Annotated in this window: 17 protein-coding genes; 6 read left to right on the forward strand and 11 right to left on the reverse strand. The window is 59.5% G+C overall.

The window, feature by feature from the left end; translation table 11 throughout:
* Positions 1-23: 23 nt before the first annotated feature.
* Complete coding sequence (gene rsgA / locus BLU11_RS11575) at positions 24-1049, forward strand: small ribosomal subunit biogenesis GTPase RsgA (protein ID WP_090273491.1); 1026 nt, start codon at positions 24-26, stop codon at positions 1047-1049.
* Between the two features lies 1 nt (position 1050).
* Here the strand turns inward: rsgA and motB are convergent, their stop codons facing one another.
* Together motB and motA are read right to left on the reverse strand one after the other, a co-directional pair.
* The gene (gene motB / locus BLU11_RS11580; protein WP_090273492.1) at positions 1051-2091 is read right to left on the reverse strand and encodes a flagellar motor protein MotB; all 1041 of its coding nucleotides are present in this window, start codon (positions 2089-2091) and stop codon (positions 1051-1053) included.
* A gap of 3 nt (positions 2092-2094) precedes the next feature.
* Complete coding sequence (gene motA / locus BLU11_RS11585) at positions 2095-2949, reverse strand: flagellar motor stator protein MotA (RefSeq protein WP_090273493.1); 855 nt, start codon at positions 2947-2949, stop codon at positions 2095-2097.
* 276 nt (positions 2950-3225) lie between these two features.
* Here motA and BLU11_RS11590 point away from each other — a divergent pair, with 276 nt between their 5' ends.
* Positions 3226-4035, forward strand: a complete 810-nt coding sequence (locus BLU11_RS11590; RefSeq protein ID WP_090273494.1) for a rhodanese-like domain-containing protein — start codon at positions 3226-3228, stop codon at positions 4033-4035.
* 12 nt (positions 4036-4047) lie between these two features.
* Positions 4048-4908 carry an archaetidylserine decarboxylase gene (asd, locus tag BLU11_RS11595; protein ID WP_090273495.1) on the forward strand — a complete coding sequence of 287 codons (861 nt, stop codon included), beginning with the start codon at positions 4048-4050 and terminating at the stop codon, positions 4906-4908.
* 46 nt (positions 4909-4954) lie between these two features.
* Here the strand turns inward: asd and BLU11_RS11600 are convergent, their stop codons facing one another.
* The 9 genes from BLU11_RS11600 to efp all read right to left on the reverse strand — a co-directional run bounded on the left by BLU11_RS11600 (position 4955) and on the right by efp (position 14287).
* Positions 4955-6427, reverse strand: coding sequence for a DUF3360 family protein (locus BLU11_RS11600; protein WP_090273496.1), 1473 nt, complete (start codon positions 6425-6427; stop codon positions 4955-4957).
* A 117-nt stretch (positions 6428-6544) separates the two neighbouring features.
* Positions 6545-7501: an elongation factor P--(R)-beta-lysine ligase gene (gene epmA, locus BLU11_RS11605; protein WP_090273497.1), complete on the reverse strand. Its 957-nt coding sequence runs from the start codon at positions 7499-7501 to the stop codon at positions 6545-6547.
* A gap of 144 nt (positions 7502-7645) precedes the next feature.
* Positions 7646-7993 carry a monovalent cation/H(+) antiporter subunit G gene (gene mnhG, locus BLU11_RS11610; protein WP_090273499.1) on the reverse strand — a complete coding sequence of 116 codons (348 nt, stop codon included), beginning with the start codon at positions 7991-7993 and terminating at the stop codon, positions 7646-7648.
* Positions 7990-8322 (reverse strand): monovalent cation/H+ antiporter complex subunit F, encoded by a 333-nt coding sequence (locus BLU11_RS11615; RefSeq protein WP_090273501.1) that lies wholly within the window; start codon positions 8320-8322, stop codon positions 7990-7992. The genes mnhG and BLU11_RS11615 overlap by 4 nt, the downstream gene beginning before the upstream one ends.
* Positions 8319-8807 carry a Na+/H+ antiporter subunit E gene (locus tag BLU11_RS11620; protein WP_090273503.1) on the reverse strand — a complete coding sequence of 163 codons (489 nt, stop codon included), beginning with the start codon at positions 8805-8807 and terminating at the stop codon, positions 8319-8321. The genes BLU11_RS11615 and BLU11_RS11620 overlap by 4 nt, the downstream gene beginning before the upstream one ends.
* A complete protein-coding gene (locus BLU11_RS11625) occupies positions 8804-10294 on the reverse strand; it encodes a proton-conducting transporter transmembrane domain-containing protein (protein ID WP_090273506.1) in 1491 nt (496 codons plus the stop codon). The genes BLU11_RS11620 and BLU11_RS11625 overlap by 4 nt, the downstream gene beginning before the upstream one ends.
* Positions 10291-10692, reverse strand: coding sequence for a sodium:proton antiporter (locus BLU11_RS11630; RefSeq protein ID WP_090273508.1), 402 nt, complete (start codon positions 10690-10692; stop codon positions 10291-10293). The genes BLU11_RS11625 and BLU11_RS11630 overlap by 4 nt, the downstream gene beginning before the upstream one ends.
* The gene (mbhE, locus tag BLU11_RS11635; RefSeq protein ID WP_090273510.1) at positions 10692-13415 is read right to left on the reverse strand and encodes a hydrogen gas-evolving membrane-bound hydrogenase subunit E; all 2724 of its coding nucleotides are present in this window, start codon (positions 13413-13415) and stop codon (positions 10692-10694) included. Before mbhE ends, BLU11_RS11630 begins: the two co-directional genes overlap by 1 nt.
* Before the next feature lie 305 nt (positions 13416-13720).
* Positions 13721-14287, reverse strand: a complete 567-nt coding sequence (gene efp / locus BLU11_RS11640) for an elongation factor P (protein WP_090273511.1) — start codon at positions 14285-14287, stop codon at positions 13721-13723.
* A 118-nt stretch (positions 14288-14405) separates the two neighbouring features.
* Here efp and epmB point away from each other — a divergent pair, with 118 nt between their 5' ends.
* From epmB to BLU11_RS11655, 3 genes are all read left to right on the forward strand, one after another.
* On the forward strand, positions 14406-15452 hold the full coding sequence (gene epmB / locus BLU11_RS11645; RefSeq protein WP_090273513.1) for an EF-P beta-lysylation protein EpmB: 1047 nt from the start codon (positions 14406-14408) through the stop codon (positions 15450-15452).
* Between the two features lie 117 nt (positions 15453-15569).
* The gene (locus BLU11_RS11650) at positions 15570-17348 is read left to right on the forward strand and encodes a molecular chaperone (RefSeq protein ID WP_090273515.1); all 1779 of its coding nucleotides are present in this window, start codon (positions 15570-15572) and stop codon (positions 17346-17348) included.
* Between the two features lie 53 nt (positions 17349-17401).
* Entirely contained in the window at positions 17402-19468 is a 2067-nt protein-coding gene (locus BLU11_RS11655) for an EAL domain-containing response regulator (RefSeq protein WP_090273517.1), read from the forward strand.
* The last annotated feature ends 110 nt before the right edge of the window (positions 19469-19578 follow it).

A 19578-nucleotide genomic window follows, 5' to 3' on the forward strand; every position in this document is an offset into this window, starting at 1 on the left:
GGATTCTCAAGATGCAATAACACATGGCCAAGCGACATCTCACACGACGCCAGAGCTGGCGCATTCAAAAGGTGCAGGACGAGCGCAGCGCACGCGCCACTCGGCGTGCAAACATCGCCGAAGAAACGCTGCTCGGCGGCGATCTGGGCCCCGAACAGGAAGGTCAGGTCATTGCGCATTTCGGTGTGCAGGTGGATGTCGAAGCTTCGTCCGGACCACTGCGGGGCCAGATTCGCCGCTGCCATCGCAGGGCCAACCTGCCGGCACTGGTCACCGGTGACCGCATCGTCTGGCGGGCCGACAATCAACAAGGCGGTGTCATCGTCGCGCTGCAGCCACGGCACACCGAACTCTACCGGCCCGATCATCGCGGCCAGTTGAAACCGGTGGCAGCCAACGTTGACCGACTGGTCATCGTGTTTGCCCCCCTGCCCACCCCGCACAGCAATCTGATCGACCGCTACCTGGTCGCAGCCGAACAGGCTGGGCTGGAACCTCTATTGGTACTGAACAAGGCTGACCTGCTGGATCAGGGTGACTACGCCCATATCCGCGCCTGGCTGGACGACTATGCCCGCCTGGGTTACCGCACACTGTGCCTGTCGGCCGGTTCCGGTGAAGGGCTGGACGGCCTGCGCGAAGAACTGCGTGATCACGTCAACGTGCTGGTCGGCCAGTCCGGCGTGGGCAAATCATCCCTGATCAATGCTCTGCTGCCGGACGTGGATCTGCGTGTCGGTGCGTTGTCGGAAATGACCGGCAAGGGAACACACACCACTACCACCGCACGGCTGTTTCACTTTCCCGCCGGCGGCGACCTGATCGACTCTCCCGGCATTCGCGAGTTCGGACTGACTCACATCACGCCGGATGACCTGCTGGAAGGTTTTATCGAGTTCCGGCCGTTTCTCGGACATTGCCGGTTCCGGGATTGCCAGCATAAGCATGAACCCGGCTGCGCATTGCTTGAGGCGGTGGCCAGCGGAGAAATCTCAGCCAGCCGAATACAAAGCTATCGGCATATTCTCACCAGCCTTGGCAGCAGCTGAGCTACTGCCCCATCAGCTGCAGCGGCTGGCCTGCATCCTCGAACAGGTTGCGCGGAGGCTGCGCTGGCTGCTCAGGCAATAGCGGAGGTTGATCAGACTCCACGGCCGGTTCTTCCCGGAATTCCGGCACCCCCTCGGCTGCGGACGCCGGCTCCACCATGGGACTTTCCTGCTCCGGGTCCGTTTCTACTGCTGTACCACCCGCCTGGCGCGCCATATCCTGTTCCGCACGCTTGTTCATGACCACAATATCGATCCGCCGGTTGATCGGATTGAGTGGATTCTCGGGGTCGAATAATGCCGAATCGGCATACCCCACCACCCGCGCCACCTGATGCTCGGGATAGCCGGCTATCAATAGTGTGCGTCGCGCCGCATTCGCCCGCTGAGTCGACAGCTCCCAATTGCCGTAATCCGGGCGCCGGGTATAAGGCATGGCATCAGTGTGGCCACTGATGCTGATCTTCTTCGGCACCTTGGCGATAGTATCGGCCAGGGTCAGCAGAATCTCCTCGAAATAAGGTTGCAGTTCAGGACTGCCGCTGGCGAACATCGGCCGGTTTTCCGCATCGACTATCTGGATGCGCAAGCCTTCCAGGGTGAACTCCATCAGAATCTGGTCACGGAATCGCTGCAGAACCGGCTCGGTGTCGATCTTGTTCTGCAATTCCTGCAAGAGCAGATCCAGCTCACGCAGCTCCATCTTGTCCGGCAAGGGTTCGATCTTCGGCTCCACCGGCAGCGGCGGCGGCTCGATATCGGCGACCATTTCGTTGAGGGTGCGTTGCGGCGCCGGGACCGGTGAGCCACCCAGATCAATCGGGTGCGGACTGCCGCCATCGAAATTGATCGGGTCCTTGAAATACGCGGAGACCATTTTCAACTGTTCCGGCGTGGCCACCGTCACCAGCCACATCACCAGGAAGAACGCCATCATGGCAATCGCAAAATCGGCAAAAGCAATCTTCCAGGAGCCGCCGTGGTGGCCTCCCGCCTTGCGGCTGACCCGTTTGACGATAATCGGCTGGTCGTTGTTACTCACCGATCAACGCCCCTTGACCGAGGTTTCCAGCTCGGCAAAGCTGGGGCGCTGATCGGGCAGCAATGATTTGCGCCCGAACTCCACCGCCAGCGCTGGCGGCAAACCCTGCGCGCTGGCTACCAGACACATCTTGATCGCTTCGTAGGTATTGGCTTCCTCTGTGGCTTCATGCTGCATCGCCGCGCTGAAAGGGCCGACAAACCCATAGGCCGCCAGAATGCCGAGAAAGGTGCCCACCAGCGCCGTACCCACCTTCTCGCCGATCAATGCATTATCCGCCTCGCCAAGAATGCTCATGGTGATCACGATGCCCAGAACGGCAGCGACGATACCGAAACCCGGCAGCGCATCAGCGACCCGGTTCACCGCATGGGACGGCTCGCTCAGCTCCTCGGTGAGCGTGGAGATTTCCACATCGAACAGCGCCTCCAGTTCGTGCGGCGCCATGGTGCCGGTGGACATGATCCGCAGGTAGTCACAGATGAAAGCCGTCATGTGGGCATCCTTGAGGATGGCCGGGTACTTGACGAAAATCGGGCTTTCCTGCGGCTCTTCGATATCCACTTCAATCGCCATCATGCCCTCTCGGCGGCTCTTGTTGAGGACTTCATAGAGCAGCCCGAGCACGTCCAGATAGAAAGGCTTATTGAAGCGGTGGCCGAAAAAGATGATCGGGATCTTGCGGAACACCGCCTTGACCGTCGCCATGCTGTTGGCGACCAGAAAGGCGCCCAGGGCAGCGCCGAGGATGATCAGGATTTCGAACGGGTGCCACAATGCGGCCAGTGCCCCTCCAGACAGCATGAATCCACCCAGCACACTGACCAGCACCACCACATAACCTGCGATTTTCAGCATAAAAACTGCGATCCCCAATAAACACATTCTGCCTGGCGCACTGCCAGCGCAGCGAAATAATCATGTTCGCGTTATAGTCAGCGAGCCGCAACGCAGAGCGCTGATTCCGGCCACTGCGACTATATCGGCGACCGCCTCTCAATCCTGAACGCAATTCGTAACCGAATAATGCCATTCATCGCATTGGCATTTCAGGCTGAATTCCGGTTTTGATTGTTTTTGCTCTGTATAATCCTTCTCAACAACTAAAAGGCATCCCTTGGAACTGGAAAGACCATGACCACGTCCCCACTACCTTTGCTCCTGGAGCCGGGCCAGCTGCCCAGCCCGCTTGATCCCAGCCTGTTTCGGCTGGTGGATCTGAGTAAATCCGAGCAGTATCTGGCCGGCCATATCCCCGGTGCCGTACACCTGCCGCCCAACAGCATCACCACTCCTGCGCCGACGCCGGGTTTTCTGCCTGATGTGGACAGCCTGCAGCAGATCTTCGGTGCGCTGGGTCATCATTCCGAGCTGCATTATATTGTCTATGACGACGAAGGCGGTGGCTGGGCCGGACGCTTCATCTGGATTCTCGACAGCATCGGCCACACCCGTTACAGCTACCTCAATGGCGGTCTGAAAGCGTGGCAGGCTGACGGTCGACCGCTGGAACAGGAGGTTCATCAGGCCGAACCGACCCAGCCGACACTGACGACCAATGACGAACACACGGTGACGGCAGAAACGCTGATGGCAGAGCAGAACCACCCTGACCGGGTGATCTGGGATGCCCGCTCGCCGGCGGAACATCACGGCGAGAAAGTGCTGGCTGCCAAGGGCGGGCACATTCCCGGCGCGATCAATTTCGAATGGACCGCTGGCATGGACCCGCAGCGCGGTCTGCGTCTGCGTTCCGATCTCGCCGAGCAGCTATCGGCGCTGGGTATTACCTCTGACCGGGAGGTGGTCACCCATTGTCAGACGCACCACCGTTCCGGCTTCACTTATCTGGCGGCCAAAATCCTTGGCTATCCACGGGTCAAGGCCTATGCCGGCTCCTGGTCCGAATGGGGCAACCACCCCGACACTCCCGTTGAACTCTGAGGCTGTTACCGCATGCGCAATCGCTTGTTCATTACTTCGCAATACCTGTTGCCGCAGCACCAGTTATCACGCCTTGCCGGTGGGCTGGCCAATTGCACCTGGAGCTGGGTAAAAAACCCCTTCATCAATTGGTTCGTCAAGCGCTACCAGGTCGACATGAGCCAGGCGGTCGAGCCGGACCCGACGGCCTATCGCTGCTTCAATGACTTCTTCACCCGCGCCCTGCTGCCCGATGCAAGGCCACTGGATGAAGGTGAGAAAAGCATCCTGTGCCCGGCCGATGGCGCGATCAGCCAGCTTGGTCGTATCGAGCATGGCCGCATCTTTCAGGCCAAGGGTCAGAGTTTCAGCGTGCTGGAGCTGCTTGGCGGTAACCCGCTGCATGCCGAGCAGTTTCAGGGCGGCGAGTTTGCCACCGTCTACCTGTCGCCCAGCGACTACCACCGCGTACATATGCCATTGGGTGGCACATTGCGGGAAATGGTCTATGTACCAGGTAAACTGTTCTCGGTGAACCAGACCACCGCAGAAAATGTGCCGGAACTGTTTGCGCGCAATGAGCGGGTGGTGTGTCTTTTCGATACCGATGCTGGCCCCATGGCCGTGGTATTGGTGGGTGCAATGATTGTAGCCTCGGTGGAAACCGTATGGGCCGGACTGGTCGCCCCGCCACAACGCCAGTTGCGCAGCGAAGCCTATGGCCATAGCGCACCGGAGCTGGATCGCGGCGCGGAAATGGGCCGTTTCAAACTCGGCTCCACGGCCATCGTATTGTTCGCCCCCGGGCATGCCCGCTGGGATGAACATCTGACAGCGGGAAGCTTGGTGCGCATGGGTCAGAAAATGGGCGAACGGCTCAACCCCTCCAGCTGAAGCGCTCCACCCGGCCCCGCTCCTTGCAAGCGGGGCCGTTAGCAGGTCAATCCAGTACGCGGAACGATGCGAGCATTGCCGGTATTCCGGGGAGCATGCCGATCGCCAGCATCACTGCGCATAGCCCGACGAACATCACCGAGGGAATCACCCAACGGTCCAGTCGGCACAGGCCTTGGCCACGCTCGCGATCGCCGATGAAGCCCATGTTGTCGAGCAGCATGGTCAGCGACCAGCCGAACACGGGATTCACCAGCGCAGACGAAAACACCACGATAGCAGCTGACTGCGAAGTCTTGCCCTCACGGGTCATCTGCATGCCGGCCTCCAGCAACGGCAGAAAAACCCCCACCAGCAGTGCCACGCTCAACACCGGCGGCCAGACCGCCAGATCCATCGGATACCCCCAGACAGCTGCCACTATGCAGAGCACGCCGGTGAGCACCGCACCCGCAGGAATCGGACGCTTGGCAATGGCTGCCGGCACCATGAAGGTCCCCCAGGAAGAGGCCAGGTTGCCGCCGCCCAGTGTGGTACCCACCAATTGGCGGATCGACGCCACACGCATGGTGTCGTCAATATTCATCAGGGCTTTCCGCGCCTTGGGCGGATAATTGAGCTGCTGGAAGATGCGATGCCCCAGAAAGTCCGGCGACCACATGGCCACGGCCAATATGGCAAAAGGCGCCACGGCAATGAAATGGTGCAGCTCCGGCAGCCCGACCTGCCAACCGGTCTCCTCACCCCACCAATAGGCCGGATTCATGTTCGGAATTCCCGGCTCGGTCGTGAATTCGAAGGGCGCACCCAATGCCAGAGCGATGCAGGCGGCCATGATGCAGCCCAGCGGGATGGCCAGCCAACGCAGCCGCCAATGCTCCAGCAGGGCGTACATGACGATGGTGGCAAATACCACGATAAAGGCGATATGCCCCATACCGAAGCCGTCAGCCCAACTGAACAGGACCTTGATCTGCGCGATGACGCCGATAAAGCCCAGATAAAGCAACAAACCGCCACAGACACCGTCGCTGGTCAGCCGCGCCAACAGACTGCCGCCGCGCAGCAGTGCCAGCGCCAGCCCGAACACGCCGACCAGAATCCCCAGTGCCATGGGGTGCCCACCGGAGGCCACGATCAGCGGGATCATGGGAATCAACGGCCCATGAGTGCCCGCAAGGTTGGCGGTCGGAATCAGAAAGCCGGAAAACAGGATAACGAAAAGCACTGCTGCGATGATCATCTCGTAGCGGGCGTTTTCGATGACGAACTCACTGGATAACCCCAGCGGTCCGGCGAAGGCGCCAACGATGGCAGCAACCATGACAATCTTGCCGATGGTCGCCGCCATGGCGGGAACCCAATCTTCAAACTCGAAGCGGTAGTCACGGAACGGCAGGTTGGCGCGCCAGCGCCGCGGTGCCAGAATTTCCAGTTCATGCTCAAGGTATTGCGCGCGGGTCGGGAACTCCCGGCTGGGCCGGTGCTGCTCCCGGTAACTCGGATCGTTATTATTCATATGGCCGACATCCAGAAAATGTCGGCCAAAGATACAGACAGAACCGCTACCCGGCTCCCAGACCTTGACACTATTGAACAGCGCCAGACCCTGTGCTAGACCGGCTCGGCCTGCTCTTCAGGCGCGGTCCAGCGGGAAAGCAATCACCTCATCGATGCGCTCCGCTCCCAGCGCCAGCATCACCAGCCGGTCGACACCCAGCGCGACCCCGGCACAAGCTGGCAAACCTTGCTGCAACGCCTCGACCAGACGCTCATCCACCGGCAGTACCGGCCGCTCCAGGCTCTCACGCTGCTGCTGATCGACGGTGAAACGGCGCTGCTGTTCAGCCCAGTCGGTCAACTCGAAGTACCCGTTCGCCAACTCCATGCCCTCGATGAAAAGCTCGAAACGAGCCGCCGCGGGCACCCGGTCATCTCCCTCCACAACCTGAGCCAGCGCCGCCTGGGAAGCAGGAAAAGCATACACCATGGTCGGCTCGCGCAACTGCGGTTCAATACAGTGGGAGAACAGCAGATTGAGCCAGCCATCACGATCCAGCTCGCCACGAAAGTCGCAGCGCTTAGCACCCAGTCGTGCCAATACCGCATCGTCACAGGCATGGATATCCACATCCAGATGTTCGGCAAACAGCGCAGCGTAAGTCACCCGCCGGGAACGGCCGCAACCCAGCACGTCGTCAACCAGATCATCAATCTCTTCCATCAACTGATGGTGATCAAAGCCCACCCGGTACCATTCCAGCATGCTGAATTCGGGGTTATGCCGACTGCCACGCTCCCCGTTGCGGTAGACCCGGCACAGCTGCCAGATACAACCACTACCGGCGGCCAACAAGCGCTTCATCGGGTACTCCGGTGAGGTGTGCAGATACAGGGTCTGCGCCCGCCCACCGCCTTCGGGAACATAATCGGTGGCAAAGGGGAACAGGTGCGGATCGCTGACCGCCGCCGCCGACAGGCTGGGGGTTTCCACTTCCAGTACCTCGCGCTCGGCAAAGAAGCGGCGGATGCCATTGATGATCTCGGCACGGCGGCGCAGGTTGTTCATGGGTGCTGTCGGGTGCCAGTTCATGCCAGGCCCCGGGAAGGACAATCAGCCGCGCGGCGCGAATGGCGCCCGTCTGAGATTTTTCTGATGTACATGTCGATTATCTGCTTGCGCAGCCTGTGATCTGAAGTGAGCGTCAATGGACGAATCCGGGCTGCATTATGCCACTCACTGATCGATATTGCGGTCCCTGTCACGTTGCAGCGCATCACCAAGCGGGCCGACTTCTGGCCGTACGCCCGCCAGATGGCCGGCACGCGAGATGGCATGAGCCGCCATCGGCGCGGTGAGCAGCAACACCGCAATCGCCACCAGGATGGTGAACCAGGCATGACCTGCCGTAGCAAACAGCGTCCCCAGCAGGATCAGGATTGCCCCCAGGGCGCCCGCCTTGCTGGCTGAATGCATCCGACTGTAGGCATCAGGCAGGCGCCATACACCAAGCGCTCCCAGCAGACTGAACAGCGCTCCCAGCAGCACCAGAACCGAGCCGGCAAAGGCGATAAGGTCATTCATTCGCTGTCCTCCCGATTCCGCTGTTCCAGTCGAGCCTGTGAGTCATCACTGCGGTGAGAGCCGAGGAACAGTAACGCAAAGGCGACACTGCCCAGGAAGCTGACAATCGCCAGTATGATGGCCACATCCAACAGCACTTGCTGTTCCCGCATCAGAGCCAGAACAGCGCCCCCTGCCACACCTATCATGGTTAACGCATCGATGGCGACCGCCCGATCCGGCCTGCTCGGCCCCACCAGCAAACGCCACATTACCAATACTGTGCTGAGAACCAGCATGCCGCCAGCCAGCGGCAGCACCCAGGCCTGACCCGCCAGGACCACATTCACCGGCCACCTCCCAGCGGTCTTACCCAGCGCATGAGACGACGTTCTATCTCGGCAATGGCGCCGGTAATGGACTCTATCGAACGAGTATCCAGGACATGCACGAACATCTCTCCTGTGCGCGGCCGGTAGTCCAGCGCCAGTGTGCCCGGGGTCAGAGACAGCAAGCAGCCAATCAGTGTGATCAACCGCTTGTCCTGCGTTTGCACCGGAACGCAAACCACAGCGGATTCGATCTGCCGACGCGGATTCAATACGATCTTCGCCACATCCAGCGACGCATGAAATACCTGATAGGTAAACCAGGGCACAAATATCGCGCCGGCTTCAATACGCATCGCGTACAGGCGACTGGCCCCATGTGCCAGCCCACACAGCCGAAATAACGGGTACAGAGCCGCAAACGCCAGTACCCAGTAGAGCGGGCTCGCCTGCGCCAGCAGCATGGCCAGTCCTGTCGCGAGCAGCAGGTGCAGATACACCATCATTCGCCCCCTCTGTGCAACAGCTGCAGGTAGGCTGGCGCCTCTATCAGTTGGGCCGACGCTGCCATGGCGTAGTTCATTACCGGGCCGGCGCCCAGACCTATCATCACCGTGATCAGCGCCAACACAACGACTGTGAACCAGGCGCCACGCGGTCCACCGCCCACCACACCAAGCTGCTGCGGCTCGGGATGTGCCTTGAGAAAAGTTTCATTCCAGATCTTGCTCATCGATAACAAGGTGAAAATGCCGGTAAACAAGGCGAAGAATGCTGCCATCCAGATTCCAGCGTCCAGGCTGGCCTTGACCAGTACAAACTTGGCCCAGAATCCCGACAATGGTGGTATGCCTGCCAGAGACAGTGCGGGTATGGCAAACAGAATGGCCAACAGAGGCGCACGCGCATATAGCCCACCCATCGCCGCCAGACGCTCGGAGCCGGTCAGCCGTGCAGCGATGCCGCCGACGAAGAACAGATTGGCCTTAACCACGATATGGTGAATCAGATAGAAGACCGCCCCTGCCAATGCCAGCGGCGTAGCCAGCGCCAGCCCGAGCACCATGTATCCCACCTGACTGACGATATGAAATGACAATATGCGTCGCACTTCGGTCTGCGCAGCAGCACCCAGCACACCGATGATCATGGTCGCACAGGCCACCCACAGCAGCACCGAATGGACCACGCCGGGTTCCGGCCAGAGCAAGGTCACCAGGCGAATCAGAGCGTAGACACCGACCTTGGTCAGCAGTCCGGCGAACAAGGCGGAGACGGGCGTCCAGGCCACGTGATAGCTGGCCGGAAGCCAACCGAACAGGGGAAAAAGCGCAGCCTTGATCGAAAACGAAACCAACATCAGCACAACACCCAGCCAGGCGCCCGAACTGGCCTGATCGGCGCGAAAGAGCAGCGCCAGCTCGCCCATATTCAAGGTCCCGGTCGCCCCATATACCAGCCCGGCAGCGAGTAGAAACAACAGTGTCGCCAGCATATTCAGCACCAGATAGGTCATGGCACCCGACAGGCGTCGCTCACCGCCGCCCAAGGCAATCAGCGCGAACGACCCGATCAGCAGAACCTCGAACCAGACATACAGGTTGAATACGTCAGCAGTGATGAACGCCCCACAGATGCCGGTCAGCAGTCCCTGGATGAACAGATGGGTATCGCGCAGAAAATCGGCTGGCATTGGCTGGCGGAAACAATAGACCAGCGTAGCCAACCCGATCACCCCGGTAATCGCGACCATCACTGCAGACAGCCGATCTATCACCAGACTGATGCCGTACGGAGCAGCCCACCCGCCCATCTGAGCGCTGAGCACCCTGCCCTCGGCGGCAAGCGCGACCAGATAAAGACCAACGATTAATAACAGGGCCGCGCCCGTCATGCTGATGGCGGTGACCCAGGCATGACGGCGCCTGACCAGCAGCGCGAGCAGCAGGGTCGACAGCGGAATGAGAATGGGCAGTACGATCAGTACATTCATGGTTTGCCCTCCCCAGCCGGAGGATAGGCTTGTTCTTCGTCCTCGTCCGGGGCAGGCTCCTCGGTCACCTGGCTGACACGATCTGTATTCTTGTCGCCATGCAATTCATGAGTACGCTTGAGTACCGAGAGCGCAAACACGAAGAGCGCAAACCCGATCACGATGGCGGTGAGCACAAGTGCCTGGGGCAGCGGGTTGGCCGAGTCCAGCACATCCTGACCAGAGAAGATGAAAGCGGCTTCGCTGCCGGCAAAGCGGCCTGCCGTCAACACCCCCAGGTTGATGGCATTGCCCAGCACGGCGATACCCAGCACCACGCGCATCAGATGCCGATTCAGCATCATCCACACACCCAGGGCGGCCATGATGCCGGCGGTGACAGCACCGATCCATTCCATCAGGCAGTCCTCCCGATCAGATTGCGCAGCATGTGCATGACTGAACCGAAGACCGTCAGAAACACGCCGACATCGAAGAGCAACGGAGTTCCCAGCTTTACACCGAAAAGCTCAACCCACAGCCCGGTCATGAAAGACAGTTCAGCCACCAGCCCGAATAGTCCGGCACTCACCGCGCAGGCCAGCCCGATCCCGATGATGGCAGGCGGCGCGATCCGCGCCAGTCCGCGCTGCATGCCACGCCCGAATGTCACTATCAACAAGGTGAACCCGGTCGCTGCGATCAGCCCGCCGATGAAGCCGCCACCCGGCAGGTTATGCCCCCGCCAGAGAATCGCCAGCGACACCACCAGCAGAACCGTCGCCAATGGGCGCATGCTCTGACGCAACATCAACGAGCCGAATTCCGGCAGGCCGCGAGGCTTGAGACCGGGCAATTGCCCTGCGCCCAGCAGCGTCGACGCAGCCAGGGCGGCAATAGCCACAACCAGAATCTCGCCCAGCGTATCGACGGCCCGGAAATCGACCAGAATGACATTCACCACATTGCTGCCGTATCCGTTCGGCAGACTGTTGGTCAGAAACCAGTCGGCCAGATCTCCCGGCAACGGCTGGCTGACCGCGGTCATGATCAGCAGAGTCACGGCCAGACCGAAAAGCACTGCCACGACGGCATGCCAGATAGTCGCACCGGCCCCACTTCCGCCGCTGGCCGGCACCCCTGGCATCCGCCGCAACACCATCGCCAGGAAGACCACGGTCAGGGTCTCGACCATCAACTGGGTCAAGGCCACATCCGGCGCATTGATCGATACGAAGAACAATGCCAGGCCCAGCCCACTGGCACCGAGAGAGGCAACCAGCGCAAGACGACCAGCCATGAACGCAGCGCCCACGGCGCCGCCCAGTGCCAGCAGGCACCCGAGTACTCCCGGCACGGTCACCTCGGATAGCGCCTGATTGTCAAAGGCTGTGACGTTCATCATCAGCAGACCGCTCAGCACACAGAGGCTGACCACCAGCGTCATCAGCGCCATATGCAAACGCAGGGAGCCATGCTGGAACAATCCGGCCACTGCGCCAGCAAACTGGAACAGGCGTTTGAGCAGCTTGTCCCAGAGCAGATCTCCGCTGAATGTCCACAGGTTGCCCAATCGGTTTGCCAAGGCACGAATAGCGTTGGTATTGAAATAGAACACAGTACCAAGCCCCAGCGTAAGAGCGCTGGCAATCACCGCCGGGGTAATTCCGCCCCACAGGTAGAGTCCCACGTCCACTTCTTCACTGGCGACGGCCTGCACGGCAGTGTTGATCAGCCAGATTTCCGGCCACTGATTCCAGGCACCCAGACCCAGGCCGCTCACGGCCAGCAGCAGCGGACCGACCCACATCAACGGGCTGACCTCATGGGGATTGCGGTTCAGTTTGCCGGGTTTCCCCAGAAAGGTCTTGAAGAAGATCAGGCCGGCGGCAGCAACCAGAAGCGCATTGGTCAGGATCATCACCATAGTGACCGTCCAGCCAATCGAGCCCATTTCGATAAGCCCGGCGTACTTGAACTCCTTGGCAATGAAACCGAAGAATGGCGGCAGGCCGGCGTTGGAAAACGCGGCCAGCCCGACGGCGATGCCGGTAAGTGGCATCAGCGTGAACAGGCCGCTGAGACGCCGGATATCCCGCGTACCGGTGGCGTGATCGATAGCCCCTACAGCCATGAACAAGGCGCCTTTGTAAAAGGAATGCGCCACCAGATAGAGCACAAACGCCTGCAGACCATAGCTGGTGTTGGTACCGATGAGCATGGTCAACTGGCCGAGTACGGTGACGGTGGTATAGGCCAGCATGCGCTTGAGATCATATTGACGGATCGCCAGAACGGCGCCCAGCAGGGCCGTCAGCGCTCCGAGAGTGATCAACACCGTGCTCCAACCCATACCGCCACCCAGCGTGGGATTCAGACGGGCAAGCAGATAGATACCGGCCTTGACCATGGTGGCGGAATGCAGATACGCGGAAACCGGCGTGGGCGCGTTCATTGCATTGGGCAACCAGAGATGGAAAGGAAATTGCGCCGACTTGGTAAAACAGCCAATCAATACCAGTACCATGATCGCCGGAAACAGCGCATGGGCCTGCACCATATCAGCTTGCAGCCTGGATAGTTGCCAGCTGTCCGCAGCGATGCCCAGCAGCAGCAGCCCGGCCAGCAATGCCAGACCGCCACCGGCAGTAATGAGCAGCGCCTGCAGAGCGGCGCGGCGCGATTCGGCCTTCTCATGATTGAAACTGATCAGCAGGTAGCTCGCGATACTGGTCAGCTCCCAGAACACGAACATGGCAATCAGGTCATCAGCCAGCACCAACCCGAGCATGGCCATCATGAAGACCAGCAGGTAGGCATAAAAACGACCCAACTGCGGATGGCCGCGCAGATAAGCCCCGGAATACATCACGATCAGCGCACCAATGCCGGTAATCAGCAACGCGAACAACAGAGCCAGCCCATCCAGTCGCAAGCCCAGCGCCACATCCAGAATGGGGACCCAGGCCAGACTTTCGAACAACACCCCGCCTCCGGCCACCTCGGATATCTGCAAGCCAAACCATACGAAACTGGCAGCCGGAACCAGCGCCAGAATCAGACCGGCATGACGCTGGGCGACATGCCATACAAAAGGCGCACAGAGTCCATTGATCAGAATGGCTAACAGGCTGACCAGCATGGTCAGTTAGATCTCGCAGGGAAAGGGACCGGCATCGGTTGGCTGCGCTCCGCTAAAGCATGAGCTCACAATCTACACATTTCAGCCACGCAGGAAAATCTGAAAAACCCGGGGATTCCGACACTTCCGGCCAATGCGAAAAGTCAGATAAATAAGAAGAGAAAGGGCGCGCCCTGTAGCAATTTGAATCAAATTGCCATGGGAAACTGAAGATTTCGCGCCCGCTTCAGCTGGTAGTCACCTGAAGCGGGGCAGTAACACCGCGGAATCGGCCACAGAAATGGCCGTGGACCAGCCTGATACTATCAGGCGCGCCCAACATAGTCGGCGGTACGGGTATCAACCTTGAGCACATCGCCCACGTTGATGAACAGCGGCACCTTGACCACCGCGCCGGTCACCAACTTGGCCGGCTTGTTGCCGCCGCCGGAGGTGTCCCCACGCATACCCGGATCGGTTTCGGCCACTTCCAGCTCGACGAAGTTCGGGGGAGTGACCGCGATCGGCGCGCCGTTGTACAGCGTGATGGTGTAGATGACCTGTTCCTTCAGCCAGTTGGACGTGTCGCCCACGGCTTTCTCGTCTGCGGCAAACTGCTCGAAGGAGCCATCTGTGGCCATGAAATGCCAGAACTCACCGTCGGTATAAAGATATTCCATATCCCGATCCATCACGTCGGCGCCTTCCAGCGACTCGCCTGATTTGAAGGTACGCTCGTTGACCCGACCGGTCTTCAGGTTGCGCACCTTGACCCGGTTGAAGGCCTGTCCCTTGCCCGGCTTGACGAACTCGTTTTCGAGGATCGCGCAAGGATCGCCATCGAGCATCACTTTAAGACCCGGCTTGAATTCGTTGGTAGAATAGTTGGCCATACATTTCCCACTTACAGTTTGAACGGATACATCCGAAATCGCGCCGACCGATGGTCACTGCCTGACGTAGCTTGTACGTCTGACGGATGCCCTGCCACCCATGCGCGGAAAAAACCTAATGATACATGGATCTTCAGCCGCTGTTGAGTCTGTCAGCTGGCAAAACCTGCTGGCCCGGAGTATTACCGACCCCCTGGAGCTGCTGCGCCGTCTCGATCTCGACCCGGCGTTGCTCGGGCCCGCCCGCGCCGCCAGCGCCGATTTTCCGCTGCGCGTCCCGGAGCCCTACCTGAGCCGCATGCAGCATGGCAACCCCGCTGACCCTTTGTTGCGTCAGGTGTTGCCGGTGGGTGAAGAGTTGCTGGAACATCCCGATTTCGTGTTTGATCCACTCGGCGAACAGCATACCAATGCTCGTCCGGGCATCATTCATAAATACCACGGACGTCTGCTGCTGATCGTCAGTGCCGGCTGCGCGGTCAATTGCCGCTATTGCTTCCGTCGTCATTTCCCCTACAGCGACAATGCCCTGAGTACCGACGAGTGGCATCAGGCGCTGGACTACATACGCCAGGACGACAGCATTCGTGAGGTCATATACAGCGGCGGTGATCCTCTGGCCGCCAATGATAAACGCTTGGCGTGGCTGACTCGGGAGATTGCCGAGATCGCCCATGTAAAGCGGCTGCGAGTACATACCCGGCTGCCGATAGTAATTCCCCAGCGGGTCACCGATAGCCTGATCGAAGCGTTGTGCGGCACGCGTCTGCCGGTGACAATGGTCCTGCATTGCAATCATGCCCACGAGCTGGACAGCCACGTGGGAAGCGCCATTCAGGCTCTGCGCCGTGCCGGTGTGATGCTGTTGAACCAAGCGGTACTGCTCAAAGGTGTCAATGACCGAATCGATGATCAGCTCTCGCTTAGCGAAGCGCTAGGCGATCATGGCGTTATGCCCTATTATCTGCACGTGTTGGATCATGTGAAGGGAGCGCAGCATTTTCATGTGGACGATGAGATCGCCAGGCGACTGGTCGGGGAGATGCTGGCAAAACTGCCGGGCTTCCTGGTGCCGCGTCTGGTACGGGAGATTGCGGGGGCAACCAGCAAGACGCCACTGCCGCCCGAATTGATCAACCAGCAGATTGGCCGCCCCTTCGCTTAGGCGCGAGCCAGCTGCTACATTGTGATCAAAGATTCGTTTAGTGCGACGCATGTATGGGACTCCAGATTGATTCGTTCTCGATTTAGCCTGAAGGGGCTGCAACGGAAGAAAAATGTTATGGATAACGCTGCGCATACACTCAACCTGCGGGTGCCTCAGCAATCGCTGACGTCTCTGAGTTTTACCCAAAGCAATGAAAAGGGCATTGTCGACTGGATAGCCAATCTACCCAAGGCGAACATCGGCGAAACCGCCCGCCAGCTCTATTCGGGCCTGATCGAACTCAATCAGTTGCAGGTCTCGCCCGATAAGCGGCTTGCCATGCTGGAGCAGATTCGCCCCCAGGTTCATTACGTCTGCTCGGCCCTGACGCGCTATTATCTGGGCCAGTCCATCGTGCTGGAAGAGAAGCCGCGCAAGGTCGCCAACCTTTCACAATCGTTGCAGAACCATCTGGCCAATGGTTACAAGATCGTGGTCGCGCATGAACAGGACATGAAAAACCGCGACCGTGTGGAGCTCATGACGCATGCCATTCAGCGCGCTATCCGCGCCCTGTGCGGCCCACTGTTGCGTGCCTACCAACTGTATTGCCCGGTCGCCGATGGTATCTGGCTGGAAATCCACCAGCTGTATCTCCTGGCGCGCAAGCGCAACCTGCACCAACTGTCCGTGAATGATGCGGAAAGCCACACCGGCAAGACGCTCAGTATCGAACAGGCCTACCTGGTCGTACTGCTGATGGGCGCCGCTCGCCCCAACCAGATTCGCCAGAGTGCCATGGCCAAGCTGTTTTCCCGCCTGGAAGACTGGTGCAGCATGGTCGCCCTGGTCGAACCCGACTCCGTAGACGCCCTGTTCATCATCAATCTGGACATGGACTGCCCGCCCCGCTATCGATCACTGGTACTCAACGAAGACTTGACTGGCAGCCTCGGTCTGGATACCCGCCAGTTGGTCGACACCATCAAGCAGTACCTGATGGACAGCGAGCCGGCCCGTAAACGGTTGCAGGTGCCCGAAGGCCTGGGCGTGGAACTGTTGCAGCACATCAGCCAATCCTGGGGAGACCTGGCAGAGCGCACCTTCAATCGCATGCCGGGCCGAGGGGAGCTGAATATCACCATTGGCATGAGCGCCACCCACTTTCATATCGCTGGCAAGAGCTTCCCGCATTTCATCAATGCCGAAGACAGCAACCCCTTCTCCGATGCCAACCGGCGCGCCGCCCAGCAGGGCTGGAGCAATGCATTCGATGGCGACCAGAGCATCGACTGGGCACCTGATGTGGAGAAGATCAATTACAACAGTCCGAACGAACCCAGCGACGAAGAGAATACCGAAAACTACCCGATCCATAGCTTGCGCATCATCAACCACAGCCCCGGCGGCTTTTGCCTGACCTGGCCCAGGGAAGTACCCAAACAGCTGCAGGCCGGGGAGTTGCTGGGCGTGCAGGAGGAAAGTGACCAGGGCTGGAGTCTGGCGGTCGTACGGTGGATTCGCCAGGTGCGCGGCGGCGGCACCCAGATGGGTATCGAACTCATCGCGCCGCACTGCACGCCCTGCGCCATCAAACTGCTGCGCAAGACCGAACAACCGAGCCGTTATCTGCGCGCACTGCTGGTGCCGGAAGTCACCGCAATCGACCGCCCCCCGACGCTGATCACCCCGCGCCTGCCCTTCCAGGTGAGCAGCAAGGTGATGCTGTTTCTCGGTGGCCAGGAACTTCGAGCCCAGTTGGCAGACCGCATCACGGCAACGGGGAGCTTCAGCCAGTTTGAACATCAGGTGTTGAATCAGGGCGCCAGAAACGGCAGACAAACCGAGAACGACGGCACAAGTTTCACCATCGCTACCGAGGATGACTTTGACTCCCTGTGGAAGTCTCTGTAGATTCCGGTACTTGGACCCGCAGGGACGGACCGCTTGGGAATGAATGGAATGCCATGGGCACTGACGCAGCCGCTATAAAACTGCTGATTCTGGACGACTCGCAAAACAATGCGGAGCGTCTGGTAAGTATTTTACGCAACGCCGGACACGCTACTCGGGCGCACCGGATCACCTCGCGCGAAGATCTGCACGAGTCACTTCAGCAAACCTGGGACCTCTGCCTGGCCTGCCCCGAAACCAGCGCAATGACGGCGCTGGAAGCCTGCCAGATCATCAGCCACTCCCATGATGTGCCCTTTATCCTGTTGACTGACCAATGCGACGCCGACGCACGCACCGATGCCATGCGGTGCGGCATGCAGGATACCGTCCCCGCCAGTGCCGACAGCTTGCTCACCCTGATAGTAAAGCGCGAACTGACCAATCTGACGGCCCGTCGCCAGCGCCGCATCGCCGAACAGTCGCTGCGCGAAGCGGAGAAACGGTGCCAATTGCTGCTGGACAGCTCGGTCGACGCCATCGCCTATGTGCTGGATGGCATGCATATCTATGCCAACCGATCCTATATTCGCCTGTTCGGCTATGACGACCCGGATGACCTGGCGGCAGAACCCATGCTTGGCCTGATTGCTGCCCGGGATCAGAACAACTTCAAGGATTTCCTGCGGCATTACGCCTGCCGCGGTGATCAAAGCGAAATGCGCTGCAACGCCGTGGACAGCGAAGGGAAGGAATTCCCCATCATGCTCAGCTTTTCGCCGGCGCATTATGACGGCGAGCCCTGTACTCAGGTGGTCATCCGCGCTGAAACCGCCAGTGCCGAGTTCGAACAGAAGCTCAAGGCCATGGCCAGCCACGACCTGGTCACCGGACTGTTCAACCGCTCCTGGTTCCAGGAGCAGCTGGATAAAGTCGGTGAACAGGCAGTGCATAACAGCCAGCCCAGCACGCTGATATACATCAACGTGGACAACTTCAATACGCTGCAAGCCGACATCGGTATCGGCGGCTCGGATCTCATTCTTGCCGATCTGGCGCAGATTCTGCGGCGCTCTTTCCCCGAGAACACCCTCCTCGCCCGCTTCAGTGATGATGCCTGCAGCGTATTGCTCGAAGGCACCGAACCGGAACCGGTCACCGGACAGCTGAGAGCACTACTGAAGCAGGTTGAAGGCAACCTGTTCGAGGCCAACGGCCGCACCATCCAGATCACTGTCAGCATCGGTGTCTCCTGCATCAGCGAGACCCACCCGGAGCCAAGCCAGGCCATCGAACGCGCCCACCGCCTCGCCGAACAGATCAGCCAGGAAGGCGGCAATGCGATAAAAATCTTCAACCCGCTCGAAGAGCTTGAACACATGGCTAACCGGGGCAATATCATCGCCTTGATTCGCCACAAGCTGGAAACCAAGGGTTTCAATCTGCAGTTTCAACCTGTCATCAGTTTGCGCGGTGACAGCTCGGAACATTACGAAACATTCCTCACTCTGCTGAACAATCAGGGCGAGGAAATCCCGAACGCGGAGTTCCGTAACGCCGCACTGGAGTCAGGTCTCGCCACTCAGATCGACCGCTGGCTGATCACCCGGGCAGTGGAGCTGCTGGCACAGCACCGCAGCAAGGGAGCGGATACCCACCTGATCCTCAACCTCAGCAGCGCCAGCCTGCAGGATCCGGAAATCGTCCAGTGGATCTCCACTCTGCTGAAGGCAGCCAGGCTGCCGGCCGATGCGCTGATTTTCCAGTTCAACGATGCCGACGCCAACAATTACCTGAAACATGCCAAGGTAATGGCCGAGGCACTGCATTCCATCCATTCACGGATTGCCCTCAGCCATTTCGGCGGCGCCCTCAACCCCTACGCCGTGCTCCGACATCTGCCTGTCGACTACGTGAAGATCGATGACTCTTTCAGCAACGACCTGTCTACTCCCGAAGCCGTCGAACGACTCAAGGAAATGGTGGCAACGCTGCACAATCAGGGCAAGCTGACCATGGTTTCACGCGTCAACAGCGCAACCATGATGCCAACGCTCTGGCAGGCCGGGGTCAACTATATTCAGGGCGATTATCTGCAGCCGCCGACCGACAGCATGAGCTTCGATTTTTCAGGCGAATGATATCGGAATGACCGTGCATTGAATGCTTCAGGCAGGTAGATGAGAAAGTACTCTATCTTGTAAAAAAATATCCGGACTGGAGACCAGCCCGGATATCGAATTTCATCAAC

The organism is Halopseudomonas litoralis (genome assembly GCF_900105005.1).
In the GTDB taxonomy this organism is placed as follows: Bacteria; Pseudomonadota; Gammaproteobacteria; order Pseudomonadales; family Pseudomonadaceae; genus Halopseudomonas; species Halopseudomonas litoralis.